The organism is Sphingobium sp. V4 (assembly GCF_029590555.1).
Classification (GTDB): domain Bacteria; phylum Pseudomonadota; class Alphaproteobacteria; order Sphingomonadales; family Sphingomonadaceae; genus Sphingobium.
In genome coordinates this window covers 1478975-1496796 of record NZ_CP081001.1, presented here as the reverse complement: position 1 = coordinate 1496796, position 17822 = coordinate 1478975, and the positions used below count along the sequence as shown (strand labels likewise).

The 17822-nt window shown below is 65.0% G+C and carries 17 protein-coding genes and 1 pseudogene; 5 read left to right on the top strand and 13 right to left on the bottom strand.

Translation table 11 applies throughout. From position 1 onward, the window contains the following. Positions 1-179: 179 nt before the first annotated feature. Together K3M67_RS07590 and K3M67_RS07585 are read right to left on the bottom strand one after the other, a co-directional pair. Positions 180-1247 (bottom strand): PA0069 family radical SAM protein, encoded by a 1068-nt coding sequence (locus K3M67_RS07590; RefSeq protein WP_285832816.1) that lies wholly within the window; start codon positions 1245-1247, stop codon positions 180-182. Positions 1248-1294: 47 nt separating this feature from the next. Next, positions 1295-2416 carry a 2OG-Fe(II) oxygenase gene (locus K3M67_RS07585; protein ID WP_285832815.1) on the bottom strand — a complete coding sequence of 374 codons (1122 nt, stop codon included), beginning with the start codon at positions 2414-2416 and terminating at the stop codon, positions 1295-1297. A 95-nt stretch (positions 2417-2511) separates the two neighbouring features. On the opposite strand from K3M67_RS07585, the gene rnr reads away from it, so the two are divergent. Continuing rightward, the gene (gene rnr, locus K3M67_RS07580) at positions 2512-4812 is read left to right on the top strand and encodes a ribonuclease R (protein WP_285832814.1); all 2301 of its coding nucleotides are present in this window, start codon (positions 2512-2514) and stop codon (positions 4810-4812) included. Between the two features lie 121 nt (positions 4813-4933). Here rnr and K3M67_RS07575 read toward each other — a convergent pair whose 3' ends face one another. Further along, positions 4934-5389, bottom strand: a complete 456-nt coding sequence (locus tag K3M67_RS07575) for a universal stress protein (protein WP_066859344.1) — start codon at positions 5387-5389, stop codon at positions 4934-4936. Between the two features lie 186 nt (positions 5390-5575). Between K3M67_RS07575 and K3M67_RS07570 the strand changes: the two genes are divergently transcribed. The 4 genes and pseudogenes from K3M67_RS07570 to K3M67_RS07555 all read left to right on the top strand — a co-directional run. Continuing rightward, positions 5576-6868, top strand: a complete 1293-nt coding sequence (locus tag K3M67_RS07570; RefSeq protein WP_285832813.1) for a pyruvate dehydrogenase complex dihydrolipoamide acetyltransferase — start codon at positions 5576-5578, stop codon at positions 6866-6868. After that, the gene (locus K3M67_RS07565) at positions 6868-7284 is read left to right on the top strand and encodes an acyl-CoA thioesterase (protein ID WP_066859346.1); all 417 of its coding nucleotides are present in this window, start codon (positions 6868-6870) and stop codon (positions 7282-7284) included. Before K3M67_RS07570 ends, K3M67_RS07565 begins: the two co-directional genes overlap by 1 nt. A gap of 17 nt (positions 7285-7301) precedes the next feature. After that, entirely contained in the window at positions 7302-8717 is a 1416-nt protein-coding gene (gene lpdA, locus K3M67_RS07560; RefSeq protein WP_066859347.1) for a dihydrolipoyl dehydrogenase, read from the top strand. Continuing rightward, positions 8695-9255: pseudogene (locus K3M67_RS07555) on the top strand (phosphatase PAP2 family protein); the annotation flags it as partial. The gene lpdA and the pseudogene K3M67_RS07555, both read left to right, overlap by 23 nt. Positions 9256-9309: 54 nt before the next feature. Here K3M67_RS07555 and K3M67_RS07550 read toward each other — a convergent pair. The 10 genes from K3M67_RS07550 to tsaB form a co-directional block, all read right to left on the bottom strand. Then, entirely contained in the window at positions 9310-10788 is a 1479-nt protein-coding gene (locus K3M67_RS07550) for a DUF2142 domain-containing protein (RefSeq protein ID WP_502958898.1), read from the bottom strand. Positions 10789-10899: 111 nt separating this feature from the next. Next, a complete protein-coding gene (locus K3M67_RS07545; RefSeq protein ID WP_285832812.1) occupies positions 10900-11835 on the bottom strand; it encodes a hemolysin family protein in 936 nt (311 codons plus the stop codon). A gap of 8 nt (positions 11836-11843) precedes the next feature. Then, positions 11844-12356, bottom strand: coding sequence for an rRNA maturation RNase YbeY (gene ybeY / locus K3M67_RS07540; protein ID WP_066859350.1), 513 nt, complete (start codon positions 12354-12356; stop codon positions 11844-11846). A 19-nt stretch (positions 12357-12375) separates the two neighbouring features. After that, on the bottom strand, positions 12376-13374 hold the full coding sequence (locus K3M67_RS07535) for a PhoH family protein (RefSeq protein WP_066859351.1): 999 nt from the start codon (positions 13372-13374) through the stop codon (positions 12376-12378). Between the two features lie 121 nt (positions 13375-13495). Next, complete coding sequence (gene miaB / locus K3M67_RS07530; protein ID WP_285832811.1) at positions 13496-14845, bottom strand: tRNA (N6-isopentenyl adenosine(37)-C2)-methylthiotransferase MiaB; 1350 nt, start codon at positions 14843-14845, stop codon at positions 13496-13498. A gap of 9 nt (positions 14846-14854) precedes the next feature. Beyond that, a complete protein-coding gene (locus tag K3M67_RS07525) occupies positions 14855-15613 on the bottom strand; it encodes a lysophospholipid acyltransferase family protein (RefSeq protein ID WP_285832810.1) in 759 nt (252 codons plus the stop codon). Between the two features lie 6 nt (positions 15614-15619). Beyond that, positions 15620-16042, bottom strand: coding sequence for a Fur family transcriptional regulator (locus tag K3M67_RS07520; RefSeq protein WP_017184208.1), 423 nt, complete (start codon positions 16040-16042; stop codon positions 15620-15622). Between the two features lie 121 nt (positions 16043-16163). Continuing rightward, positions 16164-16586: a Ros/MucR family transcriptional regulator gene (locus tag K3M67_RS07515; protein ID WP_066859354.1), complete on the bottom strand. Its 423-nt coding sequence runs from the start codon at positions 16584-16586 to the stop codon at positions 16164-16166. A 112-nt stretch (positions 16587-16698) separates the two neighbouring features. Continuing rightward, positions 16699-17178 (bottom strand): GNAT family N-acetyltransferase, encoded by a 480-nt coding sequence (locus K3M67_RS07510; RefSeq protein WP_066859355.1) that lies wholly within the window; start codon positions 17176-17178, stop codon positions 16699-16701. Next, positions 17175-17801 carry a tRNA (adenosine(37)-N6)-threonylcarbamoyltransferase complex dimerization subunit type 1 TsaB gene (tsaB, locus tag K3M67_RS07505; RefSeq protein ID WP_066859356.1) on the bottom strand — a complete coding sequence of 209 codons (627 nt, stop codon included), beginning with the start codon at positions 17799-17801 and terminating at the stop codon, positions 17175-17177. The genes K3M67_RS07510 and tsaB overlap by 4 nt, the downstream gene beginning before the upstream one ends. Between the last annotated feature and the right edge of the window lie 21 nt (positions 17802-17822).

Below are 17822 nucleotides of genomic sequence, written 5' to 3'. Positions count from 1 at the left end.
CTGTCATGGAACGGGAAGCGGTCAGTCCGCCAGCCATCCTTTTCGTCATCCCCGCGCAGGCGGGAACCCATCTCCTGGCCTCGCGTCCCGCGCCACGCTGGGGAGATGGATCCCCGCCTTCGCGGGGATGACGGACGAGTTTCCGCTGTTCTTTCTGTCAGGTCGATCTCCCATCCCACTCACAACAGCCGCATCTGCGCGCCTTCGGGCGGGCGGAAAAGGTCGGAGCGGAGGGTCAGGGGCTCTCCGCCCAGCCCCGCTTGGCGGCGGGCGCGCCGGAAGCGGGTGCGGATCAGGTCGGCCCAGACGCCTTGCCCCTTCATTCGGCTGCCGAAGTTGGGATCATTGTCGCGGCCGCCCCTTATGTCGCGGATCATCGCCATCACCTTGCCCGCGCGTTCGGGATAATGTTCGGCCAGCCAGGCGCGGAAGAGCGGGGCGACCTCGTGCGGCAGGCGGACGAGGATATAGTTGACGTCGCGGGCGCCAGCGGCGGCGACGCGCGCGACGACGCTTTCAATCTCATGGTCGTTGATGGCGGGGACGATGGGCGACATGTTCGCCGACACGGGTATGCCCGCCTCCGCCAGCCGCGCGATCGCAGCAACGCGGCGATCGGGATGCGGCGCGCGCGGTTCGAGCGTGCGGGCAATCTTTGGGTCGAGTGATGTCACGGAGATCATCACCGCCACCAGATTGTCGCGCGCAAGGTCGGCGAGCAGGTCGATGTCGCGCAGGATGCGGTCGGATTTGGTAGTAATGAAAGTCGGGTGGCGGGTTTCGGCCAGCACCTCCAGCACCTCCCGGGTGATCCGCCAATCCTTCTCGATCGGCTGATAGGGATCGGTGTTGGTGCCCATGGCGATCGGGCTGGCGACATGGCCTTTCTTCATAAGTTCAGTCCGCAGGAGCCTCGCGGCGTCGGGTTTGGCGAACAGCTTCGTTTCGAAATCCAGACCCGGCGACAGATCGTGGTAGGCATGGGTGGGACGCGCGAAGCAGTAGATGCAGCCATGCTCGCAGCCTCGATAGGCGTTGATCGACTGACTAAAGGCGATGTCAGGGGATTGGTTACGGGCGATGATAGTGCGGGGATGTTCGACCGATACCTCCGTGCGTAGGCGCGGCGCTTCCCCGTCGATCGCTTCGGACGCATCCAGCCAGTCGCCATCGGCCTGCCGTTCGGGCAGGTTGAAGCGTCGGCTTTCGCCGTTCGATGTTGCACCTCGGCCCTTGTGCGCAGTCATGGAACAACAATAGAACAAATAAAGAACATTGGCAAGTGAGCCAGAGTTCAGCCGGCGCTTTCCCGCTGCGGGCGATCGTGCAGTCCCGACCGGTAGCCGCCGATTTCCGGCGCGACGAAGCGGATATTCTGTTCGCGCAGGCGGGCCGCGGCATCATCGTAGAAGAAGGGCAGGAAGGCGTAGCGGCGGCCGCGCGTCACCGGTAAGGCTTCATGTAGCAGCGAACAGGAAAATATCAGCGCGCCGCCGGTGGGGGCGCGGTAGCTGCGGGCACCAAATTCGGGAAAGCGCAGTTCGCCGCCGTCGAACTCCTCGGCATTGAGGTTGACGGTGCAGGCGAAGCGGCGATGGGCGGTGCCCTTGGTCGTGTTGTCCCGATGCGGCCGGAAATAACCGCCCTCCTGCGCGTCGTAGCAGGCGATCAGGAACCGTTCGACGCGCGTGACGTCGAACTGGAAGGCGCGCTGGATCATGGGACGCAGCGTCTGGCCCATGCGCGCCTTGAGATGATCGATCAACGCCGTGTCCTGGATTACGAGATCGCGTCGCTTCTTGTGCGTGTGATCGACCTTCAGGACGGTGATCCCATTCTCTTCCCGCATGAATCCAGAATCCTCTCCGCCCTGCTGCGCGTGCAGCGCGATCATCCGGCGGCAGAGGTCAGGGGAGAAAATGTCGGGCACGACAAGGACCGGGGCGTCGATGTCGGGCAGGAGCGGCGGCCTGTCGCGCAGCATGGCGATCAGCCCGTCTCCTTCGGCGAGGGACGCGACGTGGCGGACACGCATCATCGGGTTGATCAGCAGCCAATGGGGATGATAGGCCCGCTGCCCGTCCCGACCCCGGAGCGCGCCGAACTGCGCTGAGATCGCGCCATCATAGTCCAGGAACCAGCGTATGCCCGGCAGGCTTTGCGCGATCCGTCCTTGCGCAGCATCCTGCGGGTCCATCGTCACCCCGAAGAAGCAGGCGCCCTCGTCATCGAACATCGCGCGGTGGCGCGCCACCAGGTCCAGCGCGTCCTGGCTGCCCGCCGCTGTCCCGCTGCCCATCAGGAGCATCACGATCCAACGGCCGCCCACGCTGCTGAAGGCGTAGTTGGGATTGCCGTCCAGCGCCGCGCCATGGAACCAGGGCGCCACCTCTCCCGGATTGAGCTGACGTGTCATGCCGGGAGATTGCGTTGGACGGGGCGGTCCTGCAAGGGGGCTTCGCCGGCGAATAATGGCTACCACTGGCGGGATGGCGTCCCTATACCCGATCCATGGCATCGACCCAGAAGCACAAGAAACCCGCAAAGGTCCGGCCCGCCGGCTTCCCCTCCCGTGATCAGATCATGGCGTTCATCGCCGAGTCCGACACGCCCGCCGGCAAGCGCGAGATCGGCAAGGCGTTCGGCCTGAAGGGGCAGGAGAAGATCGCGCTCAAGGCGCTGCTCAAGGACATGGCGGACGAAGGGCTGATCGACATCGGCCCGGCGCGCGCCTTTCACAAGATGGGCGGCGTGCCGAAGGTGACGGTGCTGCGGATCGTCGATGTCGATGACACGACCCTGATCGCCACGCCCGAACGGTGGGAAGCGGAAGGCCAGCCCGCGCCGAGACTGCGCGTGGTGGAACGCGGCAAACGCGGGGCGCTGACGATCGGCGACCGCATCCTTGCCCGGACCGAGGAGGCGGGGCGCGGCTGGATCGCACATCCGATGAAGAAGCTCGCCAAGGCCAGCGAGGAATTGCTTGGCGTGGTCGAGGAGATGGCCGACGGCAAACTGTGGCTGCGGCCGGTGGACAAGCGCATTCGCAAGGATACGCCGATCAGCGACGCCGGCACGGCGAAGCCCGGCGATCTGGTGCTGGCCGAACCGCATGGGCGGCCGCCGCGCATTTCGGCGCGGGTGACGGATATTCTCGGCGATCCCTTTGCGCCGCGCAGCTTCAGCCTGATCGCGATCCACAAGCATGGCATCCCCCATGTGTTCCCCGAGCGAGTGGAGGAGGAGGCCGTGAAGGCGTCCGCCCTGCCGCTGCATGAGGAAAAGCGTGAGGATCTGCGCCATCTGCCGATCGTGGCGATCGACCCGGTCGATGCGCGCGATCATGACGACGCCGTCTGGGCCGCACCCGACGAAGATGGTGCCAATCCGGGCGGTTTCAAGGCGATCGTCGCCATTGCGGACGTCAGCTATTATGTCCGCCCCGGCAGCGCGCTCGATAAGGAAGCGAGGAAGCGGGGCAACAGCGTCTATTTCCCCGACCTGGTCGTGCCGATGCTGCCGCATCAGCTTTCGTCCGACATGTGTTCGCTGCGCGCGGGTCAGGACCGGGCGGCAATGGCGTGCCACCTCACCATCAACGCGCAGGGCAAGGTGACGGCCTGGCGCTTCACGCGGGCGGTGATCCGCGTGGCGGCCGTGCTGGCCTATGAGGATGCGCAGGCGGCGATAAATGGCGAAAAGGATCATGAATTGCTGGAGCCGGCGCTGCGGCCGCTCTGGGCCTGCTGGGCGCTGCTGCACAAGGCGCGGGCGGCGCGCGATCCGCTGGCGCTGGACCTGCCCGAACGGCGGGTCGTGCTGGACGAGCATGGCAAGATCGTGAGCGTCGCCGTGCGCGAGCGGCTCGACGCGCATATGCTGATCGAGGACTATATGATTGCCGCCAATGTCGCGGCGGCCAAGGCGCTGGAGCAGAAGAAGGCGCCGGTCATGTACCGTGTCCATGAACCGCCGAGCCGCGACAAGCTGGTGGCGCTCAAGGAATATCTGGCGACGTTCGACATCAGCTTCGCGCTGGGGCAGGTGGTGAAGCCCTCGACCTTCAACCAGCTGATCGCGAAGATCGGTGAGGCGGAGGAGAAGCCCCAGATCATGGAGCAGATCCTGCGCAGCCAGACGCAGGCCTATTACAGTCCCCAGAATATGGGACATTTCGGGCTGGCGCTGGGCAGCTACGCCCATTTTACCTCGCCCATTCGCCGCTATGCCGACCTGCTGGTGCATCGGGCGCTGGTGGGCGCCCATGGCCTGGAACTCCCCGCGCCCAAGGGCGGGGTGATCCCCGATCGCTCCTCGCTCAGCCAGGAGGATTATGAGAATATGGGTCGGGTCGGCGAAATGATCTCCGGCCATGAACGGCGCGCGATGGAAGCGGAACGGGAGACGATCGACCGCTATGTCGCGGCGTTCCTGTCGGCGCATGTCGGCGAACTGGTGAAGGCGCGGATCACAGGGGTGCAGAATTTCGGCTTCTTCGCCACGGTCGAGGGGCTGGGCGGCGACGGGCTGGTGCCGGTGTCGACGCTGGGTGCGGAGCGATTTTTCTATGACGAGGCGGGCCGGGCGCTGGAGGGCGTGGAGAGCGGCGATCGCTACACCGTCGGCCAGCGGCTGGAGTTACGGCTGGCGGAGGCGGACCCGATCAATGGCGCGCTGCGCTTCGAACTGCCCGATGCGCCTAGCCCGCGCGGAGGACCGATGAAGCGGGATCGCACGCGGCCGGGGATCAAGCGCGGGCGGCCCGCCAATATCCGGCATATCGGGGCGAAGCGGGGGAAGCATAAAAGATAGAAGCCGGCCCTAACCCTTGCCGTCATTCCCGCGAAAGCGGGAACCGATCTCCGCCATCGCACCAAGCAGAACGCTCAGGAGATGGATAGCCGCCTCCGCGGGGAAGGCCGCTTCCAAAAATTCAGCTCAGCCGGTCGATCGCGTCGGCGTCCAGGCCGCCCGGGATGATCATGATCGGGCAGGGCAGCTTGCCCGCGTCCGCGCCCGCGAAGTGGGTCACCAGCTTGCCCGGATTGCCGCTGGCGGCCGCACCCAGCACCAGGGCGGCGACATCGTCCATTTCCTCCAGCGTCTTGCGCACGACCGCCACGGCTTCGCCCTGACGCACGGTGATGCTGGGGCGGATGCCCGATTCGTCGGTCAGCGTGCCTGCGGCGCTGGTCACGAGCGCCTCGGCCCGTTGCAGCGCCTCATCCTCCATCGTCGCCTGTACGCCGCCCCACTGGACGAACTCGGCCGGCGGGATCAGCGCCAGGATGCGGACCGCGCCGCCCGTCTTGGAGGCGCGCCGCGCGGCGAAGCGCAGCGCGGTTTCGGCCTCCGGCGATTCGTCCACGACAACCAGATATGTCCGCACTTCTTATCGCCCCCGCGTTGAACTGATGGCCCGGACGGTCGGGAAAAACACGCCAACGAACCAGTGAGGTGAAATGTGGGGGATAAATCCGGCTTCCGCAAGCGCTCGCTTGACCGATCCGGCGAATGGGTGGAAACGGGGCACCAAATGGCGCGTGCCGCATAATCAAGAAGAGGCCCCGAACGCATGAGCAAGACGATCCAGATGCCCGCTTTGTCCCCGACCATGGAGGAAGGGACGCTGGCCAAGTGGCTGGTCAAGGAGGGCGACACGGTGTCGTCGGGCGACCTGCTCGCGGAGATCGAAACCGACAAGGCGACGATGGAGTTCGAGGCGGTGGATGAAGGCGTGGTCGCCAAGATCCTGGTCGCCGAAGGGTCCGAAGGCGTAAAGGTCGGCACCGTCATCGCCATCATCGCTGAAGAGGGTGAGGATGTTGCGGCCGCTGCCGCTGGTGGCGGCGCCCCCGCGCCCAAGGCCGACCCCATTCCCGCCAAGTCGGAAGCCGAGGCGCCCGCGGCGAAGGCGGATGTGATCCCCGCCAAGGCGCCTCCCGCTGCGGCCGACAATCGCGTGAAGGCAAGCCCGCTGGCGCGCCGCCTGGCCGAGGCGAAGGGCGTCGACCTGTCGGCCGTGGCCGGCTCCGGTCCCAATGGCCGCGTCGTGAAGGCCGACCTTGAGGGCGCTGCTCCGGCGGCCAAGCCGGCTACGCCTGCCACCGCCGCGCCGGCTCCCGCGGCGCCTGCCTCCACGCCGGCTCCGGTCGCTGCCGCCGCGCAGGATTTCGGCATCCCGCACGAGGTCATCAAGCTCAGCGGTATGCGCAAGACGATCGCGCGCCGCCTGACCGAATCCAAGCAGCAGGTGCCGCACATCTACCTGACGGTGGACGTGCAGCTCGACAAGCTGCTGAAGCTGCGCAGCGAATTGAACGCCGGTCTGGCCAGCCGCAACGTCAAGCTGTCGGTCAACGACCTGCTGATCAAGGCGCTCGGCGTGGCGCTGATCCAGGTGCCCGAATGCAACGTGCAGTTCGCGGGCGACCAGATGCTTGCATTCAAACGTGCCGACATCAGCGTCGCCGTGTCGATCCCCGGCGGCCTCATCACCCCGATCGTGACCGGCGCCGACAGCATGGGCGTGGCCGCGATCTCGACCGCGATGAAGGATCTGGCTGCCCGCGCCAAGGACGGCAAGCTCGCGCCGCAGGAATATCAGGGCGGCACCGCATCGCTGTCCAACATGGGCATGTTCGGCATCAAGCAGTTCGAAGCGGTCATCAACCCGCCCCAGGGCATGATCATGGCGATCGGCGCGGGAGACCGTCGACCCTATGTGGTCGATGACTCGCTTCAGATCGCGACCGTCATGTCAGCGACCGGCAGCTTCGACCATCGCGCGATCGACGGCGCCGATGGCGCCCGCCTGATGAAGGCGTTCAAGGAATTGGTCGAAAACCCGATCGGTATGCTGGCCTGATGGCTGCGCCCGACGAGCAGCCGCCGGCCGAAAGCCCGGCGGTGCGCGTCATCGCCATGCCCGCCGATACCAATCCCCATGGGGATATTTTCGGCGGCTGGCTGATGAGCCTGATGGACTCGGCGGCCGGCTCCGTCGCGGCCCGCTACAGCCATGGCCGCGCCGTCACCATTGCGGTGGAGGGCATGTCCTTCCTGCGCCCGGTCATCGTCGGCGATGAGGTATCGGTGTTCGCAACCCTCAATTCCGTCGGGCGCACGTCGATGAAGATCGACGTAGAAGCATGGCGCCGTGCGCGCCATGACGACCGCAGCTATCGTGTCACCCGCGCGACCTTCACCTTCGTGGCGATCGGAGAGGATCGCCAGCCCCGTTCCGTGCCGCCCCTCCCGACCCATTCCGGGCCGGCGGAATAAGACAAGAGAGACTGACCATGGCTGAGAATTACGATGTCATCGTTCTGGGCTCCGGCCCCGGCGGCTATGTCGCCGCGATCCGCGCCGCCCAGTTGGGGCTGAAGACCGCGATCGTCGAGCGCGAAAATCTGGGCGGCATCTGCCTCAACTGGGGCTGCATCCCCACCAAGGCGCTGCTGCGCTCCGCGGAAATCTTCCATTATATGCAGCACGCCAAGGATTATGGCCTGGCGGCCGAGAAGATCAGCGCCGATATAGAGGCGGTGGTGAAGCGCTCGCGCGGCGTCGCCAAGCAGCTCAATCAGGGCGTCACGCACCTGATGAAGAAAAACAAGATCAGCGTCCACATGGGCGACGGCAAGCTGACCGGAAAGGGCAAGCTGAGCGTCACCAAGGATGGCAAGACCGAAGAACTGACGGCGAAGCACATCATCATCGCGACCGGCGCCCGCGCCCGCGATCTGCCGCAGCTCAAGGCCGACGGCAAGCGTGTATGGACCTATCGCCACGCCATGACGCCGCCGGAAATGCCGACGAAGCTGCTGGTCATCGGATCGGGCGCGATCGGAATCGAGTTCGCCAGCTTCTACAACGACATGGGCGCGGACGTGACCGTCGTGGAAATGATGGATCGCATCGTTCCCGTCGAGGACGCGGATGTCTCCGCCTTCCTTGAAAAGGCGGTGAAGAAGCAGGGCATGACCATCATGACCGGCGCCAAGATCGAGAAGATCGCGACCGGCGACAAGGGCGTGACCGCGACGATCAAGGGCAAGGACGGCAAGGATGTCACGGCCGAATACAGCCATGTCATCGTCGCCATCGGCATCGTCCCCAATGTCGAAAATCTGGGGCTGGAAGATGTCGGCATCGAGCCGGACCAGCGCTTCCACATCAAGACCGACGCCTATGGCCGGACCAATGTCGACGGCTTCTGGGCGATCGGCGACGTGACCGCGCCGCCATGGTTGGCGCACAAGGCGAGCCATGAGGGCGTGATCGTCGCCGAAGCCATCGCGCAGGCGCTGGGCAACAAGGATGTCCATCCCCATGCCATGGACGTGCGCAATATTCCGGGCTGCACCTATTGCCATCCGCAGATCGCGTCGGTCGGCTTGACCGAGGCTAAGGCCAAGGAGGCCGGCTATGAAGTGAAGGTCGGCATGTTCCCCTTCATCGGCAATGGCAAGGCGATCGCGCTGGGCGAGGCCGAAGGCTTCACCAAGACCGTGTTCGACGCCAAGACCGGCGAATTGCTGGGCGCCCACATGATCGGTGCGGAAGTGACCGAGATGATCCAGGGTTATACCATCGGCAAGACGCTGGAGACGACCGAGGCGGAACTGATGCACACGGTCTTCCCGCATCCGACGATTTCCGAATCGATGCACGAAAGCGTGCTCGCGGCCTATGGCCGTGCGCTTCATATCTGATCGACGCATAACGCTGGTGAAAGGCGCGGGGGCTTTGGCTCTCGCGCTTTTTTGCGTGCTCGGGATCGCGCTGTTGCAGCGTGCGGGGTGGCTCGACGGACTGAACGCTGGGCTGATGATGGCCGCCGGCCAGGCGCGGGAGAGCGGTGCCGGGCAGCATGTCACCGTCCTGATGCGGATGGCGTCGGCGATCGGAGGGACCGTGGGGCGACTGCTCCTGCTGGCGCTGGTGCTGACGCCCCTTCTGTGGACCGGGCGGCGCACGGCGGCGCTGTGGCTGGCCACGACGATCGCGGGCGGGACCGTCCTCAACCTTTTGCTGAAGCAGGTCTTTGCCGCGCCCCGGCCGGACTTGCTGCCGCACCTGGACATCGTGCACACCTACAGCTTTCCCAGCGGCCACGCGGCGGGCAACATGATGGTCTTCGGCGCGCTGGCAATGCTGGCCGGGCGGCGCCGGGTCTATGGCGCGGCCGCCGCGATCATCGCGCTGATCGGGGTCAGCCGGGTGTGGCTGGGCGTCCATTGGCCCAGCGATGTAACCGCCGGCTGGATCGAGGGGCTGGGCTGGCTTGCCTTCTGTTCGGTCTGGCTACCAGCGGGGAGAGGGGAGGAGCAGCGCGCGACCAATGCTCTCATGCGGCGGCATCCCGTCGCGGGTGATGAAGCCATGGACCCAGAAGCTGTCGAAGGCCGTGGCGGCAGCGACCAAGGTTAGCGTTATGGCCGTCAGCAGGAGAAGACGCGGCGCGCCCCGCACCGGCTGATCGGGCGACAGGGCCAGCAATAGCAGCGGCAGGAGGGGCAGAAAGTAGCGCCCTTGTGTTCCCTGGATATAGTCGGCGCCGAGCGGCGTTCCGGTCAGATACATGGCGGTTTCGACGAGCAGCGCCCCGCCCGCCGCGACCGCCAGCCACCAGAGCCGCTGGCCGATGCCGAAGCGCGCGCCCGACCCGCTCGCCACGCCAGCGCCCAGCATCAGCGCAGCCAGCGGATAGGCGAGCAAGGGCAGCAGGATGGCGTTCCAGCCGAAGCGGCCGACGATCTGGAGCGCATAGACGGGCGCGCGCTCGATCACGCTGCTTGTCAGGATGCGCGCATAGGCCGCAGGATCGGCCACCATGATGGCGAGTTGATCGCGCAGCGGCGCGGTCATCATCGTTTCGCCGGTCTTGCGGGACTGGATATGATAGAGCGCCTGGCTGCCGCCGGAATAGTGCATCCAGCCGATGAAGGCGACCGCGCCCAGCGCCATTGCGCCCAGCATCAGCCATGGACGGCGATCGCCCGTCCAGCGCAGGCCTGCCGCTATCAGCGGCAGATAGACGCCCTTGCACAGCGCAAGCACCGGCGCGGTTACGACCAGCGCCGCCGATCGCGTCGGCGGGGCGCCCATGAAGCCGGTGCGTAGCGCCAGCGCGAGGCCGAGGAAGCCAAGGCCGTTGATGACGGAATCGGGTGACAGCGAGCCGGTTTGATAGGCGAAGGTCGGAAGCAGCGCGGTCGCCAGCATGGCATTGCGGCCAAAGGGCAACAGCGCGAGCGAAGCGATCAGCAACATCAGGCCCGTCACCGCATTGACCAGCCGCCCGACATGGAAGGCGTCGATCCACGGCAGCGCCAGCGTCCGGCCGATCGTCAGGCCCGCCGCGCCCGGTGCGTAGAGGCTGGGGGCATAGCTGGCGACATTGGGGAAGTCGGCGAAGGCCGTGCCCGCGCGCGCGGGATCGGCAGCGGCGCTGCGGGTCAACTGGTCGCGCTCGAACCGACGGGGCGTTGGCGGCACGTCGGTCGGAAAATCGACGGCGTGGATGTCGAGCGCCGCTCGCGGCAGGTCGGCGCCGATCGCCTCGCCCCGCTGTTCGGTCAGGATATTGCCCTGCGCCAGCGAGAGCGCCTTCATATAATGCTGATTCTCGTCGGGCGCCTGAAAGGGCGGCGTCGCGATCGCGAAGAATAGAGTTGCCACGCAGACGATAGCCAGCAGCAGCTTTTCGACACCGCTCCAGGGCGCAGCGAACAGCATGTCCGCGCTGCCATATCGTCGCATCGATTGTCGTTCGTTCCGCATTGCCAGCCATGCCCAACAGGACGGTTCACGCCCAGCTTTTTCCGAGGCCATGCTATGCGCGCAGAGGCTTAATATTTCGCGTCAGTTACGGGAAATTGCCGGCGTGCGGCTTCATTCGTCCACCACTTCCCGTTCGACCGGCGGGTGCAGGCGCAAGCGCGTGACGCGGCGGCCGTCGCTGGCGACGATCTCCAGTTTCCAGCCGCTCGTCCCATGTTCGACGATCTCGCCTGGTTCCGGTACGCGGCCGGCGAGGACGAAGGCGAGGCCACCCAGCGTGTCGACATCTTCCTCGACATCGCCCAGCCGCTCGTCAATCTCCTCCGCGACATCATCCAGTTCCGCACGGGCGTCCGCTTCCCAGAGGCCGCCTTCCAGCGGCACGAGCATCGCTTCGGGCGCGTCGTCATGCTCATCCTCGACCTCGCCGACGATTTCCTCGACCAGATCCTCGAAGGTTAGCAGCCCTTCGGTCCCCGAATATTCGTCCAGCACGATGGCGAGATGGGTGCGCTTGGCGCGCATTTCGGCGAGCAGGTCGAGCGCACCCATGCTTTCTGGCACGTAGAGCGGCTGGCGGATCAGCGGTTCCAGCGTATCGGGCACCGGCGCCTTTCCGGCAAGGATCGCGAAGGCATCGCGGATGTGGATCATCCCGACGATGGTGTCGAGATTTTCACGATAGACCGGGATGCGACTATGACCCGCTTCGGCGAACAGGGCGGCAAGATCGCCGAAGCTCGCCTTCTCCTCGATCGCGATGATGTCGGAGCGGGGTACCGCCACGTCGTCTACCGTATGTTCGGAAAAATGGAGCAGGTTGCGGACCATCTGGCGCTCGATCGCCGACAGGTCGCCCTTGGCCGGCGGGTTCTCGTCCTGCTCGTCCTCGTCATATTCGTCGAGCGCTTCCTCCAGTTCCTTCCGGAGGCTGGTTTCCTCACCCTCGCCGAACAGGAGCGACTTGATGCCGCTCCATAAGCCGCCCTCGTTGCTACTGTCCGCTTCTTTCGAAGAGGCGCTGTCCTTCGGGCTGCCTTCAGCCATATTTCTACTCAGTCCCCTGTTACGCGGTCCCCGTAGGGATCGGAAAGGCCCATGCTGAGGAGCGCGGCAATCTCCAGCGCTTCCATCGCTTCGGCTTCATTGTCGTCCATATGATCATATCCAAGCAAATGAAAAGTCCCATGAACAATCAGATGCGTGGCATGATCGGCAACCGATATGCCCTTCTCCGCGGCCTCTGCGGCGCAAACGCCTTCGGCCAGCACGATATCGCCCAGCAGCACTTCGCCATCATCGGTGTTGCCGGTGACTTCCAGCAGGTCGTCCTGCACCATCGGGAAGGACAGGACGTTGGTCGGCTTGTCCTTGTCCCGATAGGCGCGATTGAGGGCGTGCACCTCCTCGTCGGTGGTCAGCTTGACCGCCACCTCGTACAGCGCTTCGTCCGTCGCGAAAGCGGCATAGGGGCTGTGCGCGATGGCGGTGACGACGGCACGCTGGGCCAGCAGGTCCCAGTCGATGCCGGGCCAGCCTTCTTCATGGAGGACGGCGACTTCAATCATTCAGACATCTTTCCATTTATCAGGCATCCGGCCCCTCATAGGCCTGGACGATACGGCCGACGACCGGGTGGCGGACGACGTCGCCAATGCCGAAGGGCACCATCGCGATTCCGTCCACGCCATCGAGCCGCGCAACCGCGTCGGCGAGGCCCGATATGCCCGGTTGCGGCAGGTCGACCTGCTTGGGATCGCCGCAGATGACCATTCGGCTGCCCTCGCCGAAGCGGGTCAGAAACATCTTCATCTGGGCAATGGTGGTGTTCTGGGCTTCGTCCAGCACGATGAAGGCATTGGCCAGGGTACGACCGCGCATGAAGGCGAGCGGAGCAATCTCGATCTCGCCCGATGCGATGCGTCGCTCGACCTGTTCGGCCGGCAGCGTATCATAAAGTGCATCGTAGATCGGCCGGAGATAGGGGTCGACCTTCTCCTTCATGTCGCCAGGCAGGAAGCCCAGCCGCTCGCCCGCTTCGACGGCGGGGCGGGACAGGATCAGGCGATCGACGCTGCCGGTGATGAGCTGGCTCACCGCCTGCGCGACGGCGAGATAGGTCTTGCCGGTGCCGGCCGGGCCGAGCGCGAAGATGATGTCGTTCCGGGTCAGCGCTTCCATGTATGTGACCTGTGTCGCGGAGCGCGGAACGATGGTCTTCTTGCGCGTGCGGATCATCACCTTGGGCGGTTCGGCAACATCCTGGCGGATGATGCCGTCGAGCGTCGGTTCGGACGACATGGCGATCACCGCCTCGACCGCACCGGCATCGATTTCCTGCCCCGCGACGATGCGATTGTAGAGCCCGGTCATCACGTCCCGCGCGCGGGCGGCGGCTTCGGCCTCGCCCTCGATCTGGAGCTTGTTGCCGCGCGCGGCGATATAGACGCCCAGGCGATTTTCGATCGCCACCAGATTCTGGTCATATTGTCCGAACAGCGCACCCAGTAGATGCGGCCGGTCGAACGTGACTTCGAGCCGGGCGCGTTCGGCGATGTCTTCGCGGTGATGCGGTTTCTTGGCCATGCTCAGATCCTCCCTTTTTCCGTCATCCCCGCGAAAGCGGCGATCCATCTCCCTTCGATTGAGCCTGAAGGACAGGTTCGGAGATGGGTTCCCCTGTGTGCGGGAACGACTTTGAGTAGGTTCAAGCGGCCTTCCTCCTGCTGATTTCGCCGGCCAGACTGTTCGGGCCGGCGCTGATGATATCGACTTCGACCATGTCGCCGATGCTGAGTTCCGGCGCGGTCACGACCACCGACTGGAGCCAGGGCGACTTGCCGATGAGCTGGCCGGGATAGCGGCCCTTTCGCTCCAGAAGAATGTCCGTGGTACGGCCGACGGTGGCGCTGTTGAATTCCACCTGATGACGGTTGATCAGCGCCTGGAGCCGGGCAAGCCGGTCATCCATGACCGCGGCCGGGATCTGGTGATCCATGTCGGCGGCGGGCGTGCCGGGACGGGGGCTATATTTGAAGCTGTAGCATTGGGCGTAACGCGCTTGCTCGACGATCTTCAGCGTATCCTCGAACTCAGCGTCGGTTTCGCCGGGGAAGCCGACGATGAAGTCGCCCGACAGCGCGATGTCCGGCCGCATTTCGCGCACGCGCTCGATGATGCGCAGATAGCTCTCCGCGCTATGGCTGCGATTCATCGCCTTGAGAATGCGGTTGTTGCCCGACTGCACCGGCAGATGGAGGAAGGGCATCAGCTTGGGTTCGTCGCCATGGGCGGCGATCAAGCCTTCGCTCATGTCGTTGGGATGGCTGGTGGTGTAGCGGATGCGCTTCAGGTCCGGGATTCTCGCCAGTTCGCGGGCCAGACCATCCATGCCCTGCTTGCGGCCCTTGTCGTCCTCGCCCGTCCATGCGTTCACATTCTGGCCGAGCAGGGTGATCTCGCGCACGCCGCCATCGACCAGCGCCTTGGCCTCGTCGATGATCGCGCTCCACGACCGGCTTATTTCCGCGCCACGCGTATAGGGCACGACGCAATAGGTACAGAATTTGTCGCAGCCTTCCATGATCGTCAGGAAAGCGGTGGGGCGGGCCTGCTTTGTACGGGCGGGCAGGGCGCCGAATTTCGAGGCCAGTGGCATGTCGGTATCGACGGCGTCCTCGCCGCGGCCCGCCTTGTCGATCAGGTCGGGCAGGCGGTGATAGGCTTGCGGGCCGACGACGATATCGACACTGCGCGCGCGGCGCTGGATCTCGCTCCCCTCCGCCTGGGCGACGCAGCCGGCGACGGCGATCATCGGGCGCGTGCCATCCTCGCGGGTCAGGCGGCCAATGTCGGAATAGACCTTGTCCACGGCCTTTTCGCGGATGTGGCAGGTGTTGAGGATGACGAGATCGGCTTCGCTGCCGTCCGCCGCAACGGTCATGCCCTGCGTGCCCAGCATCTCGGCCATGCGTTCGCCATCATAGACGTTCATCTGGCAGCCGAAGGATTTGACGTGGAAAGTCGCTGGAGTCTTTGGGGCGTCGTTACGATTCATGCTGTCCAGCTATACAGGGGGCAAGGCCGGAGCGGAAGGGCGCTGATGCATGGCAATGCTTCGCGCGATCTTTTCATGCGCCAGGGCGGCGATCGCCTTGCGATCGGCGCAGGCTGCGGGATCGAACGACTCCAGGAAGCGGAGCGTGACCGGCAGCCGCCCCTTGCGATCCAGGATGCGTTTCGCATTGGCGCCGGCAGGCTCGTCGCCATGCCAGGCGATCGCGTGGGTCGCGTCGCCATAGTCGATATGCACGGGCTGGATCATCACCGCGCGCGGTGGTGGGAGAAGCACCGCAAGCAGCGATGGCTTGAACGGCAGCAAGCCGCTGCCGTCGCTGGTTGTGCCTTCCGGAAAGAGCGCTACGGGTTGATGACCCAGCATCGCGGCGCGCAGCGCGTCGAGCTGGCCGGACAGTGCGCCGCGCCGCTCGCGCGTGACGAACAAAGTATTGTTCTGTGCGGCGAGCCAGCCGATGACCGGCCAGCCGGCCACGCCGTCATGCGAGACGAAGGCGGCGCCGGTCGCGCCGCCCAGCGCCAAGATGTCGATCCAGCTGACATGATTGGCGAGCAGGAATATATCGCCGTCATGCGGGCGCCCCTCGATCCGCACCTCTGCCCCGACCGAGCGCGCGGCCAGCCCCAGGAAACGGCGCGGCCAAGGCGATCTGCGGCGGACAAGCCGCCAGATCAGGTGCAATGGAAGGCAGATCAGCAGGCTGCCGACGAGCGCCCCGATGCGAACCAGTCGACGCAGGCGGGCCAAGTCGGATCAGTTCTTGCGGTCGAGCGCGACGCCGTAGAGTTCCATGCGATGGTCGACCAGGCGGAAACCCAGCTTCTCGGCGATCTGCTTCTGCAACTGTTCCAGTTCCGGGTCGACGAATTCGATGACGTTGCCGGTTTCGACATCAATAAGATGGTCGTGGTGCGATTCCGGCGCCGCTTCATACCGGGCGCGCCCGTCGCCGAAGTCGTGGCGTTCCAGGATGCCGGCCTCCTCGAACAGGCGCACGGTGCGGTAAACCGTCGCAATGGAGATGCCGGGGTCGATGGCGGCAGAGCGTTTATGCAGTTCCTCGACATCGGGATGATCGGTTGCGTCACTCAACACCTGGGCGATCACCCGGCGCTGCTCGGTGATGCGCAGCCCCTTTTCATGGCACAGGGCTTCGACGTCGATTTTGCGGTTCATGCAGGCTCGCTTATTGGCTTTGGCGAAAATTCGGACAAAGCCTAGCGGCTTTTACCCAGACAGGAAAGGGGCGCGTCCACGACGCGCCCCTCTTGTAACCGGCTTTTGCCAGGTGCGACGATTATTTGCTGCGGGTGCGGCGACGCTTGGTGCCCAGGCCGATCTTCTTCGCCAGGCTGCGGCGCTGTTCGGCATAATTGGGCGCGACCATCGGATAGTCGGCCGGCAGGCCCCACTTGGCGCGATAATCTTCGGGGGTCATCTGATAATGGGTCATCAGGTGACGCTTGAGCATCTTCAGCTTCTTGCCGTCCTCAAGGCAGATGATGTAATCCGGCTTAATCGACGAACGGACCGAAACGGCTGGCTCCGGCTTTACTTCCGGGGCGGCGACCGGCTGGTTCAGAGCCGACAGGGCGGCATGAACATTCTGAATCAGCGAAGATACGTCCGAGACCGCTACACTGTTGTTCGACACATGGGCGGCGACAATATCCGATGTCAAAGTAATGAGCAGTTCGCTCTGAGCCGATTCGGTTTCCATTTTTCTATTTCCTACAAGGCTATATTGTGTTGCGACCCGCCCGAGGAATTGATTTCAGGAGCGGTACGGCCTCGCTAAACCTTGGCGTCCCATTTCGCAATACCGGAATGCGTCAGATTCGCATGTCTTTGCGAAAACTCAGTGCATCATAAAGTTGACCATCTTTACCACGATAATAACCAGGGCGCCGATGCACATATTCAAAGCCTGCTTTCTCATACAGGCGGACGGCGTTGTTGGTGGCGCGTACTTCAAGGTTCATCGACAAGATGCCTCTGCGGCGCGCCGTCGTCAGGCTATCGCGCAACAGGGTTTCCCCGACACCACGCCCGCGCCAGAGCGGAGCCACGGCCAGCAGCAGCAATTCGCATTCGTCGAGCACCGACCGGACCAGTGCGAAGCCGAGCGGTGTGGCGTCCACCCGCGCGACCGTCAGCCAGGTGCCGGGCATCATCATGACGCCGGCGACTTGAGGCAGCGTCCACGCCTCGCCAAAGACCGGGTCGAAGGCTGCGACCATGACATCCATGGCGTCAGACATCGCGTTGCGATCCGCTTCGTCATAGCTGTCGAGCACGAGGCCGGGGATCATGATGCGGCGCGCTCCGCCATGGTCCTTGCGTCCGCGCCCCGGCCGTAGATGGGAACCGGGGGCAGGGGCGCGAGGTCGGCGATCAGCATGAAGTCGCCTGCATCGGGGTACAGAGTCGCCGCAGCGCCCGATCCGCGCGCGGTGACCAGCGCTTCGGCCCCTGTCCCGAAGATGGTTGTTGCGTCGATCCGTTCGGCAAGCGCTGCAATCGGCGTCGAGGCGATGTCGCTGGTGGCGGTCAGGCCGTCGGCGGTGAAGCTCTGCCAGAAAAGCTCGCCATGCCCGCCGGTGATGGTGACGATCAGCGGGCCGCCTTCATGAGACCGGGCCGCGCGCGCAGCGATCAGCGCCGGGGCGCTGTAGCCGTGCAGCGGGATGTTCCAGGCGAGCGCCAACGCGCGCGCGGCGGCGATACCGATGCGTACACCCGTAAAGCTGCCGGGTCCGACATCGACGGCGATCGCGCCGGCTCGACCGCCATCGGGCAGGGCGGCGATGGCGGGCAACAGCGCTTCGGCATGGCCGCGCCCGACAATGTCGTGAAATCGGCCGATCGGCGCACCGTCCTCCAGCAGCGCCACGGACAGGGCCTGTGTCGCAGTGTCGATCACCAGCAGGCGCAAAAATCACTCCCTCAAGCGGCC